Origin of the sequence: Sphingomonas tabacisoli, from assembly GCF_042678385.1 — a bacterium.
In the GTDB taxonomy this organism is placed as follows: domain Bacteria; phylum Pseudomonadota; class Alphaproteobacteria; order Sphingomonadales; family Sphingomonadaceae; genus Sphingomonas_B; species Sphingomonas_B tabacisoli.
Genome location: NZ_JBHUDY010000001.1, coordinates 2112263 through 2128447 on the forward strand (window position 1 = coordinate 2112263; position 16185 = coordinate 2128447).

Below are 16185 nucleotides of genomic sequence, written 5' to 3' on the forward strand. Positions count from 1 at the left end.
TACCGAAGTTGAAGCCGCCGCGTGGCGCGGCTGTGACGCCTTCTTAAGCCGCTTCCTTTTCCACTGCTCGCGTGCGGGCGAGCAGGATCGCGCCGTCCAATGCGTCGCCCAGCGGCTCCGTCAGCCGCTCGCGGATGCTGGCCGCCAGCCAGTCGCGCATGCGCGCGGCCACGCCGCCCATCAGGCAGCAGCTCGGCGCGCCGCGGTCGAGCAGGACGCGGATCAGCCGGTCGATGCGCAGCGCGGCTTCCTGCACGATGGCTTCCGCCACCGGATCGCCCTCGCCCGCATAGTCCATCACGATCGGCGCGAAGGCGGCGTAATCGGCTGGTGTGGCCCGCCCGGTCCAGGCGACGATCTCGCTGGGCTTGCCGTGGAAATGGTCGAGCACGGCTTCAGTCATGGCGCTATGCGGAATGCGCCCGTCGCGGGCCCAGAGCGATTGCCGGATCGCGCGCAGCCCAAGGTCGGCGCCGCTGCCTTCGTCCGAAATCGGAAATCCGTAGCCGCCGATCGTATGAACCTGGTCGCCCACCCGCGCGAAGCCGATGCTGCCGGTCCCGACGATCACGATCGCACCGTCGCCGCCGGCATGCGCGCCCAGATTGGCGATCGCCGCGTCGCTGGCGAACGCAATCGAGCGAAACGGGAAATCATGCTCCTGCAGCCCCGGCAGAACGCCGCGCCGGTTCAGCCCGGCAATGCCCAGCCCGGCGCGGATGGCGGGGAAATGACTTTCATCGAGCCCCGCTTGTCTCAGCGCCTGCATATAAGCGTCCGCGACCGCGCCAAGCGCCTCGTTCAGGCCGAGCCCGGTATTGCCCGGGCCGCCCTCGCCAGTGCCGACGACGGTGCCGTCGTCCGTTACCAGGCGCGCGCGTGTGTGCGTGCCGCCGGCGTCGATGCCCAGATAATAGTCCATCGTTCCGCGATGCGCTTAGCCCAATCTTCGCACCGTTACGCTAAGAAGATATGGCACCGCTATGACATTGAGGCATAGACACAGGTCCGCAACAGGAGTGCGCGCCTTGTCGACGGAGCGGATCAGCCCTCGTTATTCCGATCTCGATCTATGGCCCACCGCCGACGCGGTGGCCGCCATACTGGAGGGCCAGCTCGCCGCCGCAGCCGCGGTGCAGGCCGCCAGCGATGCGATTGCCGAGGCCGCGGACGCGGCGGCGGCACGACTGCGCAAGAACGGCCGGCTGATCTATTGCGGCGCCGGCACGTCCGGCCGGCTGGCAGTGCTCGACGGCGTAGAGCTCGGCCCGACCTATGACTGGAGCCGCACTGTCTATGCGCTTGCGGGCGGCATGGACGCGATGCTGGAAAGCGTGGAGGGCGCCGAGGACGATACCGCCGCCGCCGAGGCCGCGATCCGTAAGGCCGCCCCGGCCCCGGCCGATGTCGTCATCGGCGTCGCAGCAAGCGGCCGCACGCCATTCACGGTTGCGGCTATCGGCGCCGCGCGAACTGCCGGCGCATTGACTATCGGCCTGGCCAGCAACGCGGGCACGCCGTTGCTGTCCGCGTCCGATCACCCGATCCCGCTTCTCACCGGCCCGGAAGTCGTCGCCGGCTCCACCCGGATGAAGGCAGGAACGGCCCAGAAGATCGCGCTGAACACCCTTTCCACCGCGATCATGCTGCGATTGGGCCGTGTTCATGCCGGCCTGATGGTCGAGATGCGCCTCTCCAACGCAAAGCTCCAATCCCGGGCGGCCGCGATCGTCGCACAGATCGCCGAAACCGATCGCGCGACGGCCGAGACCGCGCTCACGGCATCCGGCGGCAGCATCAAGCGCGCCGTGTTGATCGCGCTCGGCCGAGACGAAGCGGCGCTCGACGAAGCCGACGGAAATCTGCGCAACGCACTTCGCCGCCGTTGAAGACGCGGCGTATGACGTGCTGAGCGCGGGCCTGGCCCGCCCCGCCGCTAAGCACCAAGCTAAGCCTCGAGAAACTCCTCGGTATCGATCTCGGCCTGCGTGGCCGCTGGATAGCGCGGGCCGGCAATCGCTGCCTTCGTAAGCAAATGATCCGCCTGCCTAAGGACATCAGGGCGCACGTCCGCGGGCCGGAAATTCTCCTCCAGATGCATCATCGACGTCGTCCCCGGGATCGCGACCACATGGTCGCCGCGCGACAGCACCCAAGCGAGCGAAAGCTGAGCCGGAGTGCAGCCAGCGTGGTCTGCAATCGCTTGAAAACGCTTAAAGAGTACAAGATTGCGCTCGAGATTCGGGCTCTGAAACCGTGGCATGCCGCGACGGATATCCCGTTCTTCGAACTGATCAGGCGAATGCACCGCACCTGCGAAAAATCCGCGGGCGACCGGCGAAAAGGCCACCAGCGCAGCGTCCAAATCCCGTGTCGCATTGAGCACGCCCAGCTCCACGTTGCGCGACCAAGGCGAATACTCGTTCTGGACCGCGGCGATCGGGTGGACGGCGTGCGCCTTGCGAAGCGTCGCGGCGGACACCTCGCTGAGCCCTATCGCGCGGACCTTCCCCGCCTCGACCATCCGGGCGAGCGCGCCGACCGACTCTTCGACCGGCACCGATTTGTCCCAGCGATGGAGGTAATAGAGATCAATCACGTCGGTCTTCAGCCGTGTGAGACTTTCGTCGATCGTGCGCAGCAGCGTTTCGGGTCGGCCGTCGATCACGCGCTTGCCGTCGACGCCTGTCATCCCGCACTTGGATGCGAGCACATATTCGGAACGGCGATGCCCGATCGCTTCGCCCAGCAGCGTTTCATTCGCGCCGAAGCCGTATAGCGCGGCGGTGTCCAGGAAGTCATAACCGAGATCGAGCGCGCGGTTGAGCAGCCGCACCGCGCCCTCGCGTGGCGGCGGCGAGCCATAGGCGTGACTCAGGGACATGCAGCCGAGCCCGATCGCATTGACCTTGAATGGGCCGACGCGGCGCTTCAGCATTCCTCGGGCCAGTACAGACGCATCGGATTGTCGACGAGCAGCTTGCGCTGCAGTTCCGGAGTTGGCGCGATCCGCGGGATGACGTCGACCAGCGCGCCGTCATTGGGAATGTTACTTTCCATATTTGGATGCGGCCAGTCGGTGCCCCACAACACGCGGTCCGGATAGTCTTCGACCAGCGGGCGCACGGCCGCGACGAAGTCTTCGTACGGCGGTCCGTTGGCGTCGAGCCGGTCGGGACAAGTCACTTTAGTCCAGAGGTCGCCTCGGCTGTCGAGCAGCGAGCGGAACGCGCGCATGTCGGGCCCGTCCGGCCCCTGCGCGACGTCGGGCCGCCCCATATGGTCGATCACGATCGGCACCGGAATGGCCGCAAGGAACGGCCGCATCTCGTCGATGATGTCGGCTTCGAAATAGACCACCACGTGCCAGCCGAGCCGCCGGATTCGGCGGGCCACATCCAGGAATTTTTCCTTGGGGGCGTCGTCCACCAGCCGCTTCAGAAAGTTGAAGCGCACGCCGCGGATGCCGCCTTGGTGCAGCCGGTCCAGCTCCGCATCGGAAATCGCGGGATCGACGACAGCGACACCGCGCGCACGCCTCGCCGACTTGGCGATGCCGTTCAGCGTCGCGCCATTGTCGGTGCCGTGGCAGCTCGCCTGCACGATCACGTTGCGCGCCAAGCCGAGATGGTCGCGCAGCGCGAACAGCGCCTCGGGACCCGCGTCCTGCGGCTGGTATTTGGCTTTGGCGCTGAACGGAAACGCTGCCGCCGGCCCGAACACGTGGCAATGCGCATCGACCGCGCCCGGCGGCGGCGTGTATCGCGCTTTGGACGGCTCAAGCGTCCAACTGCGGACCCGACCCTGTTCGTCCTTCATGCGAAAACAACTCCGTCCATCAGCTTGCGTGCCGTGCGGAGCATGCCGGCCTCGATCGGCTGCCCGCCCTCGTCCACCGTCACAACGCATTCGGTGGCGCCGGTCGGGTGCTCGACCCCCAGCTTCTTGCTGCGCCCTCCTGGGACCTGCGCAACTTGGGCAGCGGGCGAACCTTCGATCAGGCAGGCCGTGGCGACGCTCACTGCGCCGAGCACGCCGATTGAGGCGTGGATGCGGTGCGGGATCAGCGAGCGCACCGCGATGGCGCCGCCTTCCTTGGGAGCGGCAACCAGCATCATCTTGGGCACCGACTTCTCGCTGACATTCCCCAAGTTCATCATCGGCCCGGCCTTCAGGCGGATCGCCTCCACTTTCGCCTTCATCGCCACGTCGGCGTCGAGCGTGTCGCGATCCTCATAGCCGGCGATGCCGACATCGCTTGCCAGAAAGACCACGCATGGCATGCCGTTATCAATCAGCGTGCAGCGCACGCCGTCGATCTCGTCTACCCCATTGCCCGTCGGCAGCAGGGCGCCGCAGCTCGACCCTGCAGTATCGCGAAACGCGAGCGGGATCGGCGCAGCCGTGCCCGGCACGCCGCTGATCGCCGCATGGCCTTCATAGGCGACTTGGCCGCCAGGTGTCTGCACCGTGGCAACCGCGACCTGGCCGGTATTCTCCATGAAGATCGCGACACGCGTCTCGCCGTCTACGGCCTGGATCAGCTCACGTTCGATTGCAAACGGCCCGACGCCGGCAAGCATGTTGCCGCAATTCTGGCTGTCAGTGACGATCGGCTGATCGACGAAAACCTGCAGAAAGAGATAGTCGACATCGACGCCAGGCCTATCGGATTTTGAGACCACCGCAACTTTCGAGGTTAGCGGATCGGCACCGCCCATGCCGTCGATCTGGCGGGGATCAGGCGATCCCATGATGCGCAGCAGGAACGCATCGCGGGCCGCCGTATCGGCCGGCAGATCGTCCTTCAGGAAGAACGCGCCCTTCGACGTGCCGCCGCGCATCCACATGCACCGTACGCCGTCAGACATATTTGAGGCCCATCTCGGCGAGCTTGCCGCGCATATCGTAGATGTCGAGGCCGAGCTCGCCGGCCGCGAGGCGCTTGCGCTTCGCTTCCTCGTTCGCCTCGCGCGCCTGCGCCTTCTCAAGCACAGCAGCCGCATCCGCGCGCGGCACGATGCAGACGCCGTCGTCGTCAGCGACAATCACGTCGCCCGGGTTCACCGCAGCACCCGCGCAGACGATCGGCACATTGACCGACCCCAATGTCGCCTTGACCGTGCCTTGTGCGAACACGGCCTTCGACCAGACCGGAAAGCCCATCGCCGTCAGGTCCCGCACGTCGCGTACGCCGGCGTCGATCACCAGCCCGCGGCACCCACGCGCCACTGCCGAGGTCGCCAAGAGATCGCCGAAATAGCCGTCCTCGCACGGGCTGGTCGGCGCGAGCACCAGAATGTCGCCTTCCTTCAATTGCTCGATCGCGACATGGACCATCCAATTGTCGCCGGGGGGCGCAGAGATCGTCACCGCCGATCCGGCGATGCGGGCGCCGGGGTAGATCGGGCGCATTCGGCAGGCCATCAGGCCGGTCCGGCCCTGCGCTTCGTGCACCGTCGCGACGCCGGCGGCCCCGAGCCCGTCGATCACGTCGAGCGGGGCACGCTGAATTTCCCTCACCACAACGCCTGCCATTTACGCCTCCATGCTCATCGGAAAGCGTGGGCGCACCATCCAGAAAGGACAATTCGGAAATCCGTGGCACGTATAAGTTTTTGCGATAGTGTGGGCCGACGTGCTGGACGGCTTCGCCTATAATCTCCGCCATCTGCGCGCGCTTCCCGCCATCGAGGAACGCGGCAGCATGAGCGCCGCCGCGGAAGCGATCGGGCTATCGCAGCCAGCGCTGGCGCAAGGACTGGCGAAGCTCGAAGAGCAGTTCGAGGCGCGGCTGTTCGAACGCGCCGCCGACGGCATGCGGCCGACGGCGGAAGGCGAACTCGTGCTGGAACGCGTCCGCCCCGCCCTGGCCCGGCTCGCCTCCACATTCCGCAGCCTGCCGCGCACCGGCAGGCGCGGTTTCCAGCGGCCCGAGAACCTGGTCACGTCCACGCAGGTCCGGGCGCTGCTGAGCCTGGCTGACGGCGGCAGCTTTTTGGGCGCCGCGCGCGCCACCGGCACGTCCCAGCCCGCGCTGCACCGGGCCGTGCGGGAGCTGGAAACGATCTGCGCCTTGCCGCTTGCCGAGCGCCGCGGCCAACGCGTGGCGCTCACCGAACATGGCCTCAGGCTGACGCGCGGCTTTCGGCTCGCCGGAGCGGAGCTGCTGGCCGCGCGGCGGGATCTCGCCGGCGATCAGGGCGGCGGCGAAATCGCGATCGGCGCGATGCCGCTCTGCCGGGCGCTGCTCCTGCCCGCCGCCATCTCGCGCATGATCCGCGCCGCACCTTCGTTCCGCTTCGACATCGCGGAAGGCTCCTATGGCGAGCTCGTCGAACCGCTGCGCGAAGGGCGGATCGAGATCATGATCGGGGCGCTCCGCGATCCCTGCCCGCCCGATCTGGAGCAGCAGCCCTTGTTCGTCGATCGGCTCGTCATCGCCGCACGCAAGGGACATCCGCTCGGCGGTTCGGATCGGCTGACGCTGGACGAACTGGGCGCCTATCCCTGGATCGTTGGACGGGAGGGCTCGCCGCTTCGCGCGCATTGGCTCCAGTTGTTCGAGGGCCGCCCCCTGCCTGCCGCACCGATCGAATGCGGGTCGGTCATGGCCATCCGCGGCATCCTGCTCGACAGCAACTCGCTGACTTTGTTGTCCCCGGACCAGATCGCACTCGAACTCCGCACCGGGTTGTTGACCATCCTTCGGGCCGAACTGCCCCATGCCGAACGCACGATCGGCGTGATCAGCCGCGCGGAATGGCGGCCGACCCGACTGCAGCGCGCATTTGTCGAGACGCTCAAGGAAACGGCATTGAGCAACAAGGTTCCGGAAATCGAATAGCTCCGCCTTCATTCCGATTGGCGCTGCCGCGAGCCGTGACGCACCACAACGTCATGGAAGAGGACGCAAAGGTCGCGTTGATCGGCTTTGGCGAAGCCGCAACGGCATTCGTCGAGGGCGCGGCGATCCCGCCTGCTTCCTTCCACGCCTTCGACATCAAGACCGACGCCAGCGCGACCCGCAGTGCGAAGCAAGCGGATTATGCGAAGGCCGGCGTATCGGGCCACGCCGACCCAGCGGAGGCCGCGGCCGGCGCATCCGTCATCCTGTCGCTCGTGACGGCCGATCAAGCGCTCGCGGCCGCGGAAAGCGTCGTGCCGTCGCTTCGCGCCCAAGCGCTCTACTGCGACCTGAACAGCGTCGCGCCGCAGACCAAGCGCGGCGCCGCTATGCTGATCGAGCGCGCGGGCGGCCGCTATCTCGATGTCGCGGTGATGTCGCCGGTTCGGCCGCAATTGACGGCGGCGCCCCTGCTCGTCAGCGGGCCGCATGCCGAGGCCGGCATGACGGCGCTCGCCCGGATCGGTTTCACCAACGTGCAGCGGATCGACGGGCCTGTCGGCGCGGCGTCCGCGATCAAGATGATCCGCTCGATCATGATCAAGGGCCTCGAGGCGCTCACCGCCGAATGCATGACAGCCGCAGAAGCCGCTGGCGTGCGCGAGCACGTCCTCGCTTCGCTGGACGCGAGCTGGCCGGGCGCCGACTGGCTTCGCCGCGCAGACTATAATCTCGACCGCATGCTCGTGCATGGCCTCCGCCGCGCCGCCGAGATGGAAGAGGTCGTAAAGACACTCAACCAGCTTGGCAGCTCCGGGATCATGACCCGCGCGACGGTCAAATGGCAGCGCGCGCTCGGCCGCATCGGCGGCGCGCCTGTGGGTCTGAAGGCGAAGCTTGCTCGCATCCTCTCGAAAGCGAAGGCTGCATGATCATCGATTGCCACGGCCATTACACGACCGCCCCCGCCCCCCATAACGACTGGCGCGACGCGCAGAAGGCGGCGTTCAAGTCCGGCGGCACACCCCCGGCCTATCCGGCGATCAGCGACGACGAGATTCGCGAGACGATCGAACAGAATCAGCTCCGCCTGATCCGCGAGCGCGGCGCGGACATGACCATCTTCTCACCCCGCGCGTCCGCAATGGCGCATCATGTCGGCGACGCCGGGGTCAGCCTCGCCTGGAGCCGCGCCAACAACGACCTGATCAAGCGCGTCGTCGACCTGTTTCCGGAGGTCTTCGCCGGCGTGTGCATGCTGCCGCAATCGCCCGACACCGATCTCACCACTTCGATCGCAGAGCTGGAGCGCTGCGTCACCCAACTCGGCTTTATCGGCTGCAATCTCAATCCCGATCCGGGAGGCGGCCATTTCCAGTCGCCGCCGCTGACCGATCCCTATTGGTTCCCCTTCTACGAGAAGATGGTCGAGCTGGACGTGCCGGCGATGATCCACGTCTCCGGCTCTTGCAATCCCGGCCTGCACGCCACCGGCGCCTTCTACATCGCTGCCGACACGATCGCCTTCATGCAGCTGATCGAAGGCGACCTGTTCGCCCGCTTCCCGACGCTTCGCTTCATCATCCCGCATGGCGGTGGCGCGGTGCCTTATCACTGGGGCCGTTATCGCGGGCTCGCCGACATGCTCAAAAAGCCCGCGCTCGACGGGCATGTGATGAACAACGTGTTCTTCGATACCTGCGTCTATCACCAGCCGGGCATCGACCTGCTCGCCGAGGTGATCGACACCAAGAACATCCTGTTCGGATCGGAAATGGTCGGCGCGGTGCGCGGCATCGATCCCGAGACCGGCCACTATTTCGATGACACCAAGCGCTATGTCGACGCGCTGCCGATCAGCGCCGAGCAACGCCACGCGATCTTCGAAGGCAATGCCCGCCGCGTTTTTCCACGCCTCGATGTTGCTTTGAAGGAGCGAGACCTGTGAGCCATTCCGCGACTGCCCTTGTCCCCACGGTCAACGCGAGCCGTTACATCCAGCAGCTGTGCAAGCATTGGGCGCACAATCTTGAGGTGAGCTTCACACCAGAGCACGGACGGGTCGTGTTCCCCAAGGACGCACGCGGCGCCCACCACCCGGGTGACGCGATCGTCACCTTTCAGGCGAGAGCCGATGTCCTGGAAGTGCGGATCGACGCGACTTCGCTCGAACAACTGAACGGGTTGAAGGGCGCCGTCGCGAGCCACCTCGACCGTTTCGCGTTTCGGGAAGCGCCTTTGTCGTTCCCCTGGGCCCCCGCCACATGACATGGGTCGCGAACGCCTGGTATGTGGCCGGCTGGGACCATGAGGTGGACCAGGCGCCGCTGGCTCGCACGATCTGCGGCGTGCCGATGATGTTCTACCGCAATCTCGATCGCTCGGTCGTGGCGATGCGCGATGCCTGCCCGCACCGGCTGCTGCCGCTGTCGCTCGGCATCCGCGAAGGCGATTCCATCCGCTGCCGCTATCACGGCCTCAAGCTCGGCGCGGACGGCTTTGCGGAAGAAATGCCGCTGAAGGGTGATCCCGTGAACCGCCGCATCTGCGTCGAGACCTTCGCGGTGGCCGAAAAGCACCGGTTCGTCTGGGTGTGGGTCGGGGAGCGCGCGATCGCGGACCCAGCGCTGATCCCCGATTTATGGCCCTGCTCGGCGACCGGCTGGGCTTTCGAAGGCGGCTACAATCACGTTCGCGCCGATTACCGGCTGATGATCGACAATCTGATGGACCTCACGCACGAGACGCACGTCCATGCGGGCTCGATCGGCCAGGCCGAGCTGATGGAAGTGCCGATCGACACGCGCGTCGAGGGCGACCGGGTGTTGGTGTCGCGCTGGATGCCCAATGTCGATGCGCCGCCCTTCTGGCGCGGGGCGCTGAAGAAGCCCGGCGCCGTCGATCGCTGGCAGATTTGCGAGTTCATCCTGCCTTCGTCGGTGATCATCGACGTCGGCGTGGCGCCCGTCGGCGCCGGCGCCACGATCGAGGAGCACGATCAGGGCGTGCGCGGCTTCGTGATCGACTCGATGACGCCGGAGAGCGAGACGAGCATGCACTATTTCTGGGGCATGGCGCGGAACTTCGACCTGGCCGACACCGGCTTCGGCAAGCGGTTCAAGCGCGCGCAGGGCGGCGTGTTTGCCGAGGACATCGTGATCCTCGAAGCGCAGCAGCGCTCGATCGAAGCCAATCCGGACCTGAAGCTGCAAAGCTATAATATCGATCAAGGCGGCGTCCGCGCCCGCCAGATCATCGCCCGCGCCATCCGCGCAAGCGCCGGCGTCCGGGACGCAGCGGCATGAGCGCGCCCAAGGACATTCACGCCTATCTCGCCGAGTTCGAAGACATTCCGGGCACCCGTGTCTATACGGCAAAGCGGGCCCGGCAGGGTTATCACCTCAATCAATTCTGCATGAGCCTGATGAAGGCCGAGAACCGCGAGCGGTGGAAGGCGGACGAGCGCGCCTATCTCGCCGACTGGTCGCTGACAGACGAGCAGAAGGAAGCTGTGCTCGCCCGCGACTATAACCGGCTGCTCGATCTGGGGGGCAACATCTATTTCCTCGCCAAGGTCTTTTCGACCGACGGGCTGAGCTTCCTGCAGGCGGTGGGCACGATGACCGGTATGTCGCCAGAGGATTACCAGGCGATGATGGTCGCCGGCGGCCGCTCGCCCGAAGGCGTGCGTTCCCTGAAGGAGGGACGCTGATCATGGCGCGCATCACTGCCGGCGTCGCCACCAGCCACGTCCCTGCGATCGGCGCCGCGCTCGATCTCGGCAAGGCGGAGCAGGATTACTGGAAGCCTGTCTTCGCCGGCTATGACTGGACGAAGAACTGGATCGGGCAAGAGAAGCCCGACGTGGTGATCCTGGTCTATAACGACCACGCTTCCGCCTTCGACATGAAGATCATCCCGACCTTCGCGATCGGCTGCGGCGAGCGCTACAAGCCGGCCGACGAAGGCTGGGGCCCGCGCCCGGTGCCCGACGTGATCGGCCATCCCGACCTTGCCTGGCACATCGCGCAGAGCCTGATCCTCGACGAATTCGACATGACCATCATCAACGAGATGGATGTCGATCACGGCCTCACCGTGCCGCTGTCGCTGATGTTCGGACAGCCCGAGGCGTGGCCGGTCAAGGTGGTGCCGCTCGCGGTCAACGTCGTCACCTACCCGCCGCCCTCCGGCAATCGCTGCTGGGCATTGGGCGAGGCGATCGCGCGCGCCGTCGAGAGCTTTCCCGAGGACCTCAACGTGCAGGTCTGGGGCACCGGCGGCATGAGCCACCAGCTCCAGGGCCCCCGCGCCGGACTGATCAATGCGGAATGGGACAATCGCTTCCTGGACGGGCTGATCGGAGACTCCCACGCGCTCCGCCATATTCCGCATATCGAATATCTCCGCGAGACCGGCTCCGAAGGCATCGAGCTCGTCATGTGGCTGATCATGCGCGGCGCCCTCGGGCGCGCCACCCGCTGCCTGCACCGGCACTATCACGTGCCCGCTTCCAACACGGCCGTCGGCCATATCGTTCTGGAGCCCACCCCATGAGAATAGCCCTTGCCGGCGCCGGCGCGTTCGGCATCAAGCACCTTGACGGCCTGAAGAACATCCCGGGCGTCGAGATCGTCTCGATCGTCAGCCGCACCGCCGAACAGGCCGCGGAGGTCGCCGCCAAATACGGCGCGAAGCATCATTCGACAGAGCTGGACGACGCCCTCGCCCGCGACGATGTCGATGCGGTGATCCTGTGCACGCCGACCCAGATGCACGCGGCCCAAGCCATCGCCTGCATGAATGCCGGCAAGCATGTGCAGGTCGAAATCCCGCTCTGCGACAGCCTGGCGGACGGCGAGGCCGTACTCGCCAAGCAGCGGGAAACCGGGCTGGTCGCGATGGTCGGCCATACCCGCCGCTTCAACCCGTCACATCAGTACATCCACAACAAGATCAAGGCCGGCGAGATCGCCGTCCAGCAGATGGACGTGCAGACCTATTTCTTCCGGCGGAAGAATCTGAACGCACTCGGCCAGCCCCGATCCTGGACCGACCACCTGCTGTGGCACCACGCCGCGCACACCGTCGACCTGTTCGCCTATCAGGCCGGCAAGATCGTCCAGGCGAACGCGATCCAGGGGCCGCTTCACCCCGAGCTCGGCATCGCGATGGACATGTCGATCCAGCTGAAGAGCGAGACGGGCGCCATCTGCACCCTGTCGCTGTCGTTCAACAATGACGGCCCGCTCGGCACCTTCTTCCGCTACATCTGCGACAACGGCACCTGGATCGCGCGCTACGACGATCTCGTCACGGGCAAGGAAGAGCCGGTCGACGTCAGCAAGGTCGACGTGTCGATGAACGGCATCGAGTTGCAGGACCGCGAGTTCGTCGCCGCGATCCGCGAGGGCCGCGAGCCGAACAGCTCGGTCGCGCAGGTGATCGACTGCTACCGCGTGCTCGACCAGCTCGAAAAGCAGCTCGCGTGAAGACCCAAGTCGCGATCATCGGCGCCGGCCCGGCGGGCCTGCTGCTCGGCCATCTGCTGCGCGCCGAGGGCATCGACGTGGTCGTGCTGGAGCGCCAGTCGGCCGAGTACGTGCTCTCGCGCATCCGCGCCGGCGTGCTGGAGACCGTGACCACCGGTCTGATGACGCGCCTCGGCATCGACGCGAAGATGAAGGCCGAGGGCATGGTCGAGCATGGCTTCAACCTCGCCCATGACGACCAGCTCATCCGCATCGACATCAAGGGACTGACCGGCCGGCACGTAACGGTCTATGGCCAGACCGAAGTGACGCGGGACCTGATGGACGCAGCGCCGGGGCGCGGGCTGCAGATCGTCTATGAGGCGAAGGATGTCGCGCTGCACGACCTGGAAAGCGACGCGCCCTGGGTCACCTGGTCGGCAGGCGGCGAGCAGCGCCGGCTCGACTGCGATTTCATCGCCGGCTGCGACGGCTTTCACGGGGCCTCCCGCAAGGCGATTCCGGCTTCGGCGCTGCGCGAATATGAGCGCGAATATCCGTTCGGCTGGCTCGGCATCCTTGCCGACGTGCCGCCCTGCCATGACGAGCTGATCTATGCGCTGGGACCGAAAGGCTTTGCGCTCGCCTCGATGCGCTCGCCGACGCGCAGCCGCTATTACGTCCAGGTGCCGCTGACCGACAAGGTCGAGGACTGGTCCGAGGAGCGGCTGTGGGACGAGCTGGACGAGCGTTTCGCCGGGCTCTCCAGCCGCCCGATCGTGCGTGGGCCGGCGCTCGAAATGTCGATCGCACCCTTGCGCTCCTATGTCTGCGAGACGATGCGGCACGGCCGGCTGTTCCTGGCCGGCGACGCCGCGCACATCGTGCCGCCGACCGGCGCCAAGGGCCTGAACCTTGCCGCCTCCGACGTCGCCTACCTCTCCGACGCGCTGATCGGCTGGTACAAGAACGGCGACGCGAGCGGGATCGAAGGCTACGCCGAACGCGCCCTGCGCCGCATCTGGAAATCGGAGCGGTTCAGTTGGCAACTCACCAACCTGATGCACCTTTTCCCGCAATCAACGCCTTTCGAACGCGCGATGCAGATTGCCGAACTCGATTATGTTGCGAGCTCGGCGGCGATGCAGACGGCGATTGCGGAAAATTACGTCGGCCTGCCGCTCTAGACGGCCTTTACGACCTGCTGGTCGATGAGCCCGAACACGGGCCGGCCGTCGCTCGTCAACGCTTCCATCCGGACGCGGTCGCCGAAGCGCATGAATCCCGTGGTCGGCGCGCCCGCCTCGATCATCTCGATCGCGCGGCGCTCGGCGATGCAGCAGGAGCCGGCGTTGGTGTAGTCCGGCGACGAGACGGTGCCCGAACCGATGATCGTGCCCGCGCACAGATCCCGCGTCCGCGCGGCATGGGCAACCAAGTCATTGAAGCCATAATCCATGCCGCTCGCAGGTACCTCACCGAACCGCCGACGATTGAGGTCAACCGCGAGCCTGAGCGCCATGCGGCCGTTCGTCCAATCGCTGCCCAGTTCATCCAGCGTGACCGCAACGGGCGCGACGCTGCACGCGGGTTTCGCCTGGATCCAACCGAAGCCGGTCTTCATCTCGATCGGCGCAATGGTGCGCAGCGACCAGTCGTTGATCAGGATCGCGAGCCGGATATGCCCAAGCGCCTCTTCGGGGCTGACGCCCATCGGCACGGCATCGGTGATAATGCCGAGTTCGCCTTCAAAATCGATTCCGTCGGCCTCGGACGGCAGTGGCACGTCGTCCGTGCCAGACAAAAACCGGTGCGACATGCCCTGGTACATCAACGGGCGATCGGTTTCGATCGGCGGCAGGTTGAACGCCCGCTGCATCAGCGCGCCGTGCGAGGAGAAGGCCGAGCCGTCGAGCCACTGCCACGCGCGCGGCAGCGGTGCGGCCATCGCTTCAGGCCGGAAGGCGAAGCCCGGTTCCGCGCCCTCGTTCAGCCGGTCATAAACATCCTCGAGCCGCGGCGCGGTCGCCGCCCAATCGTCCAGCGCCGCTTGCAGGGTTGCGGCCGGCGCCACCGCTGCCCGCGTCAGGTCGCGCGAGACGACCAACAGCCGGCCATCCGGGCTGCCCGTTCGCTCGGTTGCGAGCTTCATTGGCGAGCGAGGTCGGCGTCGAAAACGCCGTCGATCAGGATGAAGGCGATCCTGCAGTTCCTGTCGGAGCGGTTGGCCCAGCCGTGATTGGTGCCGCGCTGGATCACGATGTCGCCCGCACGCACGACCGTCTCACCCACGTCCATGATCAGCACCAGCTCACCCTCGAGAACGATGCCGTAATCGATCGTCTCGGTCCGGTGCATGAAGGCGTGGCGGCTGCTTCTTGCGACCGCATCGGCGGCGCCGATCTCAGCGAAATGCGCGCGCCGTTCTTCTTCGCTCATTCCTTCGAGGCGGTCGCCTTCGGGCGGGATTTCGAGCACGCGGATGCGGGTGCCGTTCTTCGGCGGCGCGAGCACGATCCCATCTTCGTGCGGCTCGCCCGAGGCGCGGTCGATCCGCGCCGGCGTTTCCCGCGTGTTCCAGACCTCGTAGAACATCGGCCCGATCGCGCCGCCGATCTGCGACACGCGCGGCGGCGGACCATCCTCGATGATGACCGCCTCGCCGGCTTCATTGTGCCCGGTGACGATGCGGCGGAACGGAGCGGTGGTCATTGCGTACGGCCTCCCAGAGTTTCGGCGAACCAGTCGGCGATCAAGTCGCGGCCGTAAGCCATGTTGTCGGCGCCGACATGCTCGACGCCGCCTTCGCGCTCGGTGAAGATCACCTTCTCGCGGCGCGACGAATTGACGAGCTGGTCGTACAGATCGTCGGCGTAACCGACGCTGATCTGCCGGTCGTGCGCGCCGTGCGTGACCAGGAACGGCACCTTGATCCGGTCAATATGGCCGTTAAGGTTCATGTCGGTGGACTTGGCGAGGAACTCGTCCATGTCCTTCGCCCCGAACGCCCACATCACATGCGCCCAGTAATGCGGGACCGGATTCTCCCCCTCGCGCTTGAGCCGTTTGTCCTGCACTTCGCGCCAATTGTGGTTCGCGCCCCAGACCGCGCCGCTGGCGAAGCGCGGCTCATAGGCGACCGCGCGCGGCGCGAAGTGGCCGCCCAGCGAAATGCCCGTCATCCCGATCCGAGCGGGGTCCACGTCCGGCTGCTGCTCCAGCCAGTCGACCGCCTTCGATGCCCAGCTTTCGCTGTGGGGATCGACCGGCAGGTTCTGCAGCCGCAGCGCCTCGCCGCTGCCCGGCTGGTCGACGCACAAGGTCGAAATTCCCCGCCGTGCCAGGGCCTCGGGCAGCCGCGACCAGTAAAGCAGTTCCTTGCAGCTATCGAGGCCGTTGCAATAGACGACGACCGGCTTGCGGCCCTCGCCCGGGGCACGCGTGTAGAGCGCCGGCATCGTGCCGCTGCCAAGCGGGATTTCCACCCGTTCGCGATTGAGCTTGCCGAGCCGGGTCGAACGTTCGAACGCCGCCAGCGCCTTGGCATAGGTCTCCTTGCGGCCGGGCGCGCCATGGCCCTGCATCCGTTCGGCGGTGATCAGGTAGAGCGACGCGCGCTCGAGTTTGTTCGAGGCCGAAAAGGCGCGGCCCGCCGCCTCGTCCTCGTCGGCAAGCGCGATGAGCTTGTCGCCCATCGCCGCCCATTGCGCCATGAACTGCGGCGTGCCTGCGTCGGCGCCCGACTTGGCCGCGTCGAGGATGGGCCGGCACATGTCGACGATCTCGCCGATCTGCCCGCCGCTCTCCATCGCGATCGCGACCGAGAGGTTCCAGATATAGTTGGAAAACGGTTCGTAGAGCGCCATC

18 protein-coding genes are annotated in these 16185 nt (G+C 66.4%); 10 read left to right on the forward strand and 8 right to left on the reverse strand.

Features of this window, described 5'->3' with window-relative positions:
- Positions 1–43: 43 nt before the first annotated feature.
- Positions 44–922 (reverse strand): glucosamine kinase nucleotide-binding domain-containing protein, encoded by an 879-nt coding sequence (locus tag ACFSCW_RS10745; RefSeq protein ID WP_380889067.1) that lies wholly within the window; start codon positions 920–922, stop codon positions 44–46.
- Between the two features lie 61 nt (positions 923–983).
- On the opposite strand from ACFSCW_RS10745, the gene ACFSCW_RS10750 reads away from it, so the two are divergent.
- Positions 984–1889 carry an N-acetylmuramic acid 6-phosphate etherase gene (locus tag ACFSCW_RS10750; RefSeq protein WP_380889069.1) on the forward strand — a complete coding sequence of 302 codons (906 nt, stop codon included), beginning with the start codon at positions 984–986 and terminating at the stop codon, positions 1887–1889.
- Between the two features lie 59 nt (positions 1890–1948).
- On the opposite strand, the gene ACFSCW_RS10755 is transcribed toward ACFSCW_RS10750, so the two are convergent.
- Genes ACFSCW_RS10755 through ligK form a run of 4 tightly spaced genes read right to left on the reverse strand, consistent with a single transcriptional unit; the run spans position 1949 to position 5538 of the window.
- Complete coding sequence (locus tag ACFSCW_RS10755; protein WP_380889071.1) at positions 1949–2938, reverse strand: aldo/keto reductase; 990 nt, start codon at positions 2936–2938, stop codon at positions 1949–1951.
- Positions 2932–3819 (reverse strand): amidohydrolase family protein, encoded by an 888-nt coding sequence (locus ACFSCW_RS10760; RefSeq protein WP_380889073.1) that lies wholly within the window; start codon positions 3817–3819, stop codon positions 2932–2934. Before ACFSCW_RS10760 ends, ACFSCW_RS10755 begins: the two co-directional genes overlap by 7 nt.
- A complete protein-coding gene (locus ACFSCW_RS10765) occupies positions 3816–4871 on the reverse strand; it encodes a 4-oxalomesaconate tautomerase (RefSeq protein WP_380889075.1) in 1056 nt (351 codons plus the stop codon). Before ACFSCW_RS10765 ends, ACFSCW_RS10760 begins: the two co-directional genes overlap by 4 nt.
- The gene (gene ligK / locus ACFSCW_RS10770; RefSeq protein WP_380889077.1) at positions 4864–5538 is read right to left on the reverse strand and encodes a 4-carboxy-4-hydroxy-2-oxoadipate aldolase/oxaloacetate decarboxylase; all 675 of its coding nucleotides are present in this window, start codon (positions 5536–5538) and stop codon (positions 4864–4866) included. Before ligK ends, ACFSCW_RS10765 begins: the two co-directional genes overlap by 8 nt.
- 88 nt (positions 5539–5626) lie before the next feature.
- On the opposite strand from ligK, the gene ACFSCW_RS10775 reads away from it, so the two are divergent.
- From ACFSCW_RS10775 to pobA, 9 genes are read left to right on the forward strand one after another with little or no spacing between them, the layout of a single operon-like run.
- Positions 5627–6847 carry a LysR family transcriptional regulator gene (locus ACFSCW_RS10775; protein ID WP_380889078.1) on the forward strand — a complete coding sequence of 407 codons (1221 nt, stop codon included), beginning with the start codon at positions 5627–5629 and terminating at the stop codon, positions 6845–6847.
- 53 nt (positions 6848–6900) lie between these two features.
- Entirely contained in the window at positions 6901–7779 is an 879-nt protein-coding gene (locus tag ACFSCW_RS10780; RefSeq protein ID WP_380889079.1) for an NAD(P)-dependent oxidoreductase, read from the forward strand.
- A complete protein-coding gene (locus ACFSCW_RS10785) occupies positions 7776–8795 on the forward strand; it encodes an amidohydrolase family protein (protein WP_380889081.1) in 1020 nt (339 codons plus the stop codon). The genes ACFSCW_RS10780 and ACFSCW_RS10785 overlap by 4 nt, the downstream gene beginning before the upstream one ends.
- Positions 8792–9115, forward strand: a complete 324-nt coding sequence (locus tag ACFSCW_RS10790; RefSeq protein WP_380889082.1) for a DUF2218 domain-containing protein — start codon at positions 8792–8794, stop codon at positions 9113–9115. Before ACFSCW_RS10785 ends, ACFSCW_RS10790 begins: the two co-directional genes overlap by 4 nt.
- Complete coding sequence (locus tag ACFSCW_RS10795; protein WP_380889084.1) at positions 9112–10152, forward strand: Rieske 2Fe-2S domain-containing protein; 1041 nt, start codon at positions 9112–9114, stop codon at positions 10150–10152. Before ACFSCW_RS10790 ends, ACFSCW_RS10795 begins: the two co-directional genes overlap by 4 nt.
- The gene (gene ligA / locus ACFSCW_RS10800) at positions 10149–10559 is read left to right on the forward strand and encodes a protocatechuate 4,5-dioxygenase subunit alpha (protein ID WP_380889085.1); all 411 of its coding nucleotides are present in this window, start codon (positions 10149–10151) and stop codon (positions 10557–10559) included. The genes ACFSCW_RS10795 and ligA overlap by 4 nt, the downstream gene beginning before the upstream one ends.
- Before the next feature lie 2 nt (positions 10560–10561).
- Positions 10562–11404, forward strand: a complete 843-nt coding sequence (locus tag ACFSCW_RS10805) for a class III extradiol dioxygenase subunit beta (protein WP_380889087.1) — start codon at positions 10562–10564, stop codon at positions 11402–11404.
- Complete coding sequence (locus ACFSCW_RS10810) at positions 11401–12339, forward strand: Gfo/Idh/MocA family oxidoreductase (protein ID WP_380889089.1); 939 nt, start codon at positions 11401–11403, stop codon at positions 12337–12339. The genes ACFSCW_RS10805 and ACFSCW_RS10810 overlap by 4 nt, the downstream gene beginning before the upstream one ends.
- A complete protein-coding gene (gene pobA / locus ACFSCW_RS10815) occupies positions 12336–13505 on the forward strand; it encodes a 4-hydroxybenzoate 3-monooxygenase (RefSeq protein WP_380889090.1) in 1170 nt (389 codons plus the stop codon). The genes ACFSCW_RS10810 and pobA overlap by 4 nt, the downstream gene beginning before the upstream one ends.
- Here the strand turns inward: pobA and ACFSCW_RS10820 are convergent.
- From ACFSCW_RS10820 to ACFSCW_RS10830, 3 genes are read right to left on the reverse strand one after another with little or no spacing between them, the layout of a single operon-like run.
- On the reverse strand, positions 13502–14470 hold the full coding sequence (locus ACFSCW_RS10820) for a fumarylacetoacetate hydrolase family protein (RefSeq protein WP_380889092.1): 969 nt from the start codon (positions 14468–14470) through the stop codon (positions 13502–13504). The genes pobA and ACFSCW_RS10820 overlap by 4 nt on opposite strands.
- On the reverse strand, positions 14467–15030 hold the full coding sequence (locus ACFSCW_RS10825; RefSeq protein ID WP_380889093.1) for a cupin domain-containing protein: 564 nt from the start codon (positions 15028–15030) through the stop codon (positions 14467–14469). Before ACFSCW_RS10825 ends, ACFSCW_RS10820 begins: the two co-directional genes overlap by 4 nt.
- A complete protein-coding gene (locus tag ACFSCW_RS10830) occupies positions 15027–16184 on the reverse strand; it encodes an alpha/beta hydrolase family protein (RefSeq protein WP_380889095.1) in 1158 nt (385 codons plus the stop codon). The genes ACFSCW_RS10825 and ACFSCW_RS10830 overlap by 4 nt, the downstream gene beginning before the upstream one ends.
- Position 16185 lies beyond the last annotated feature (1 nt).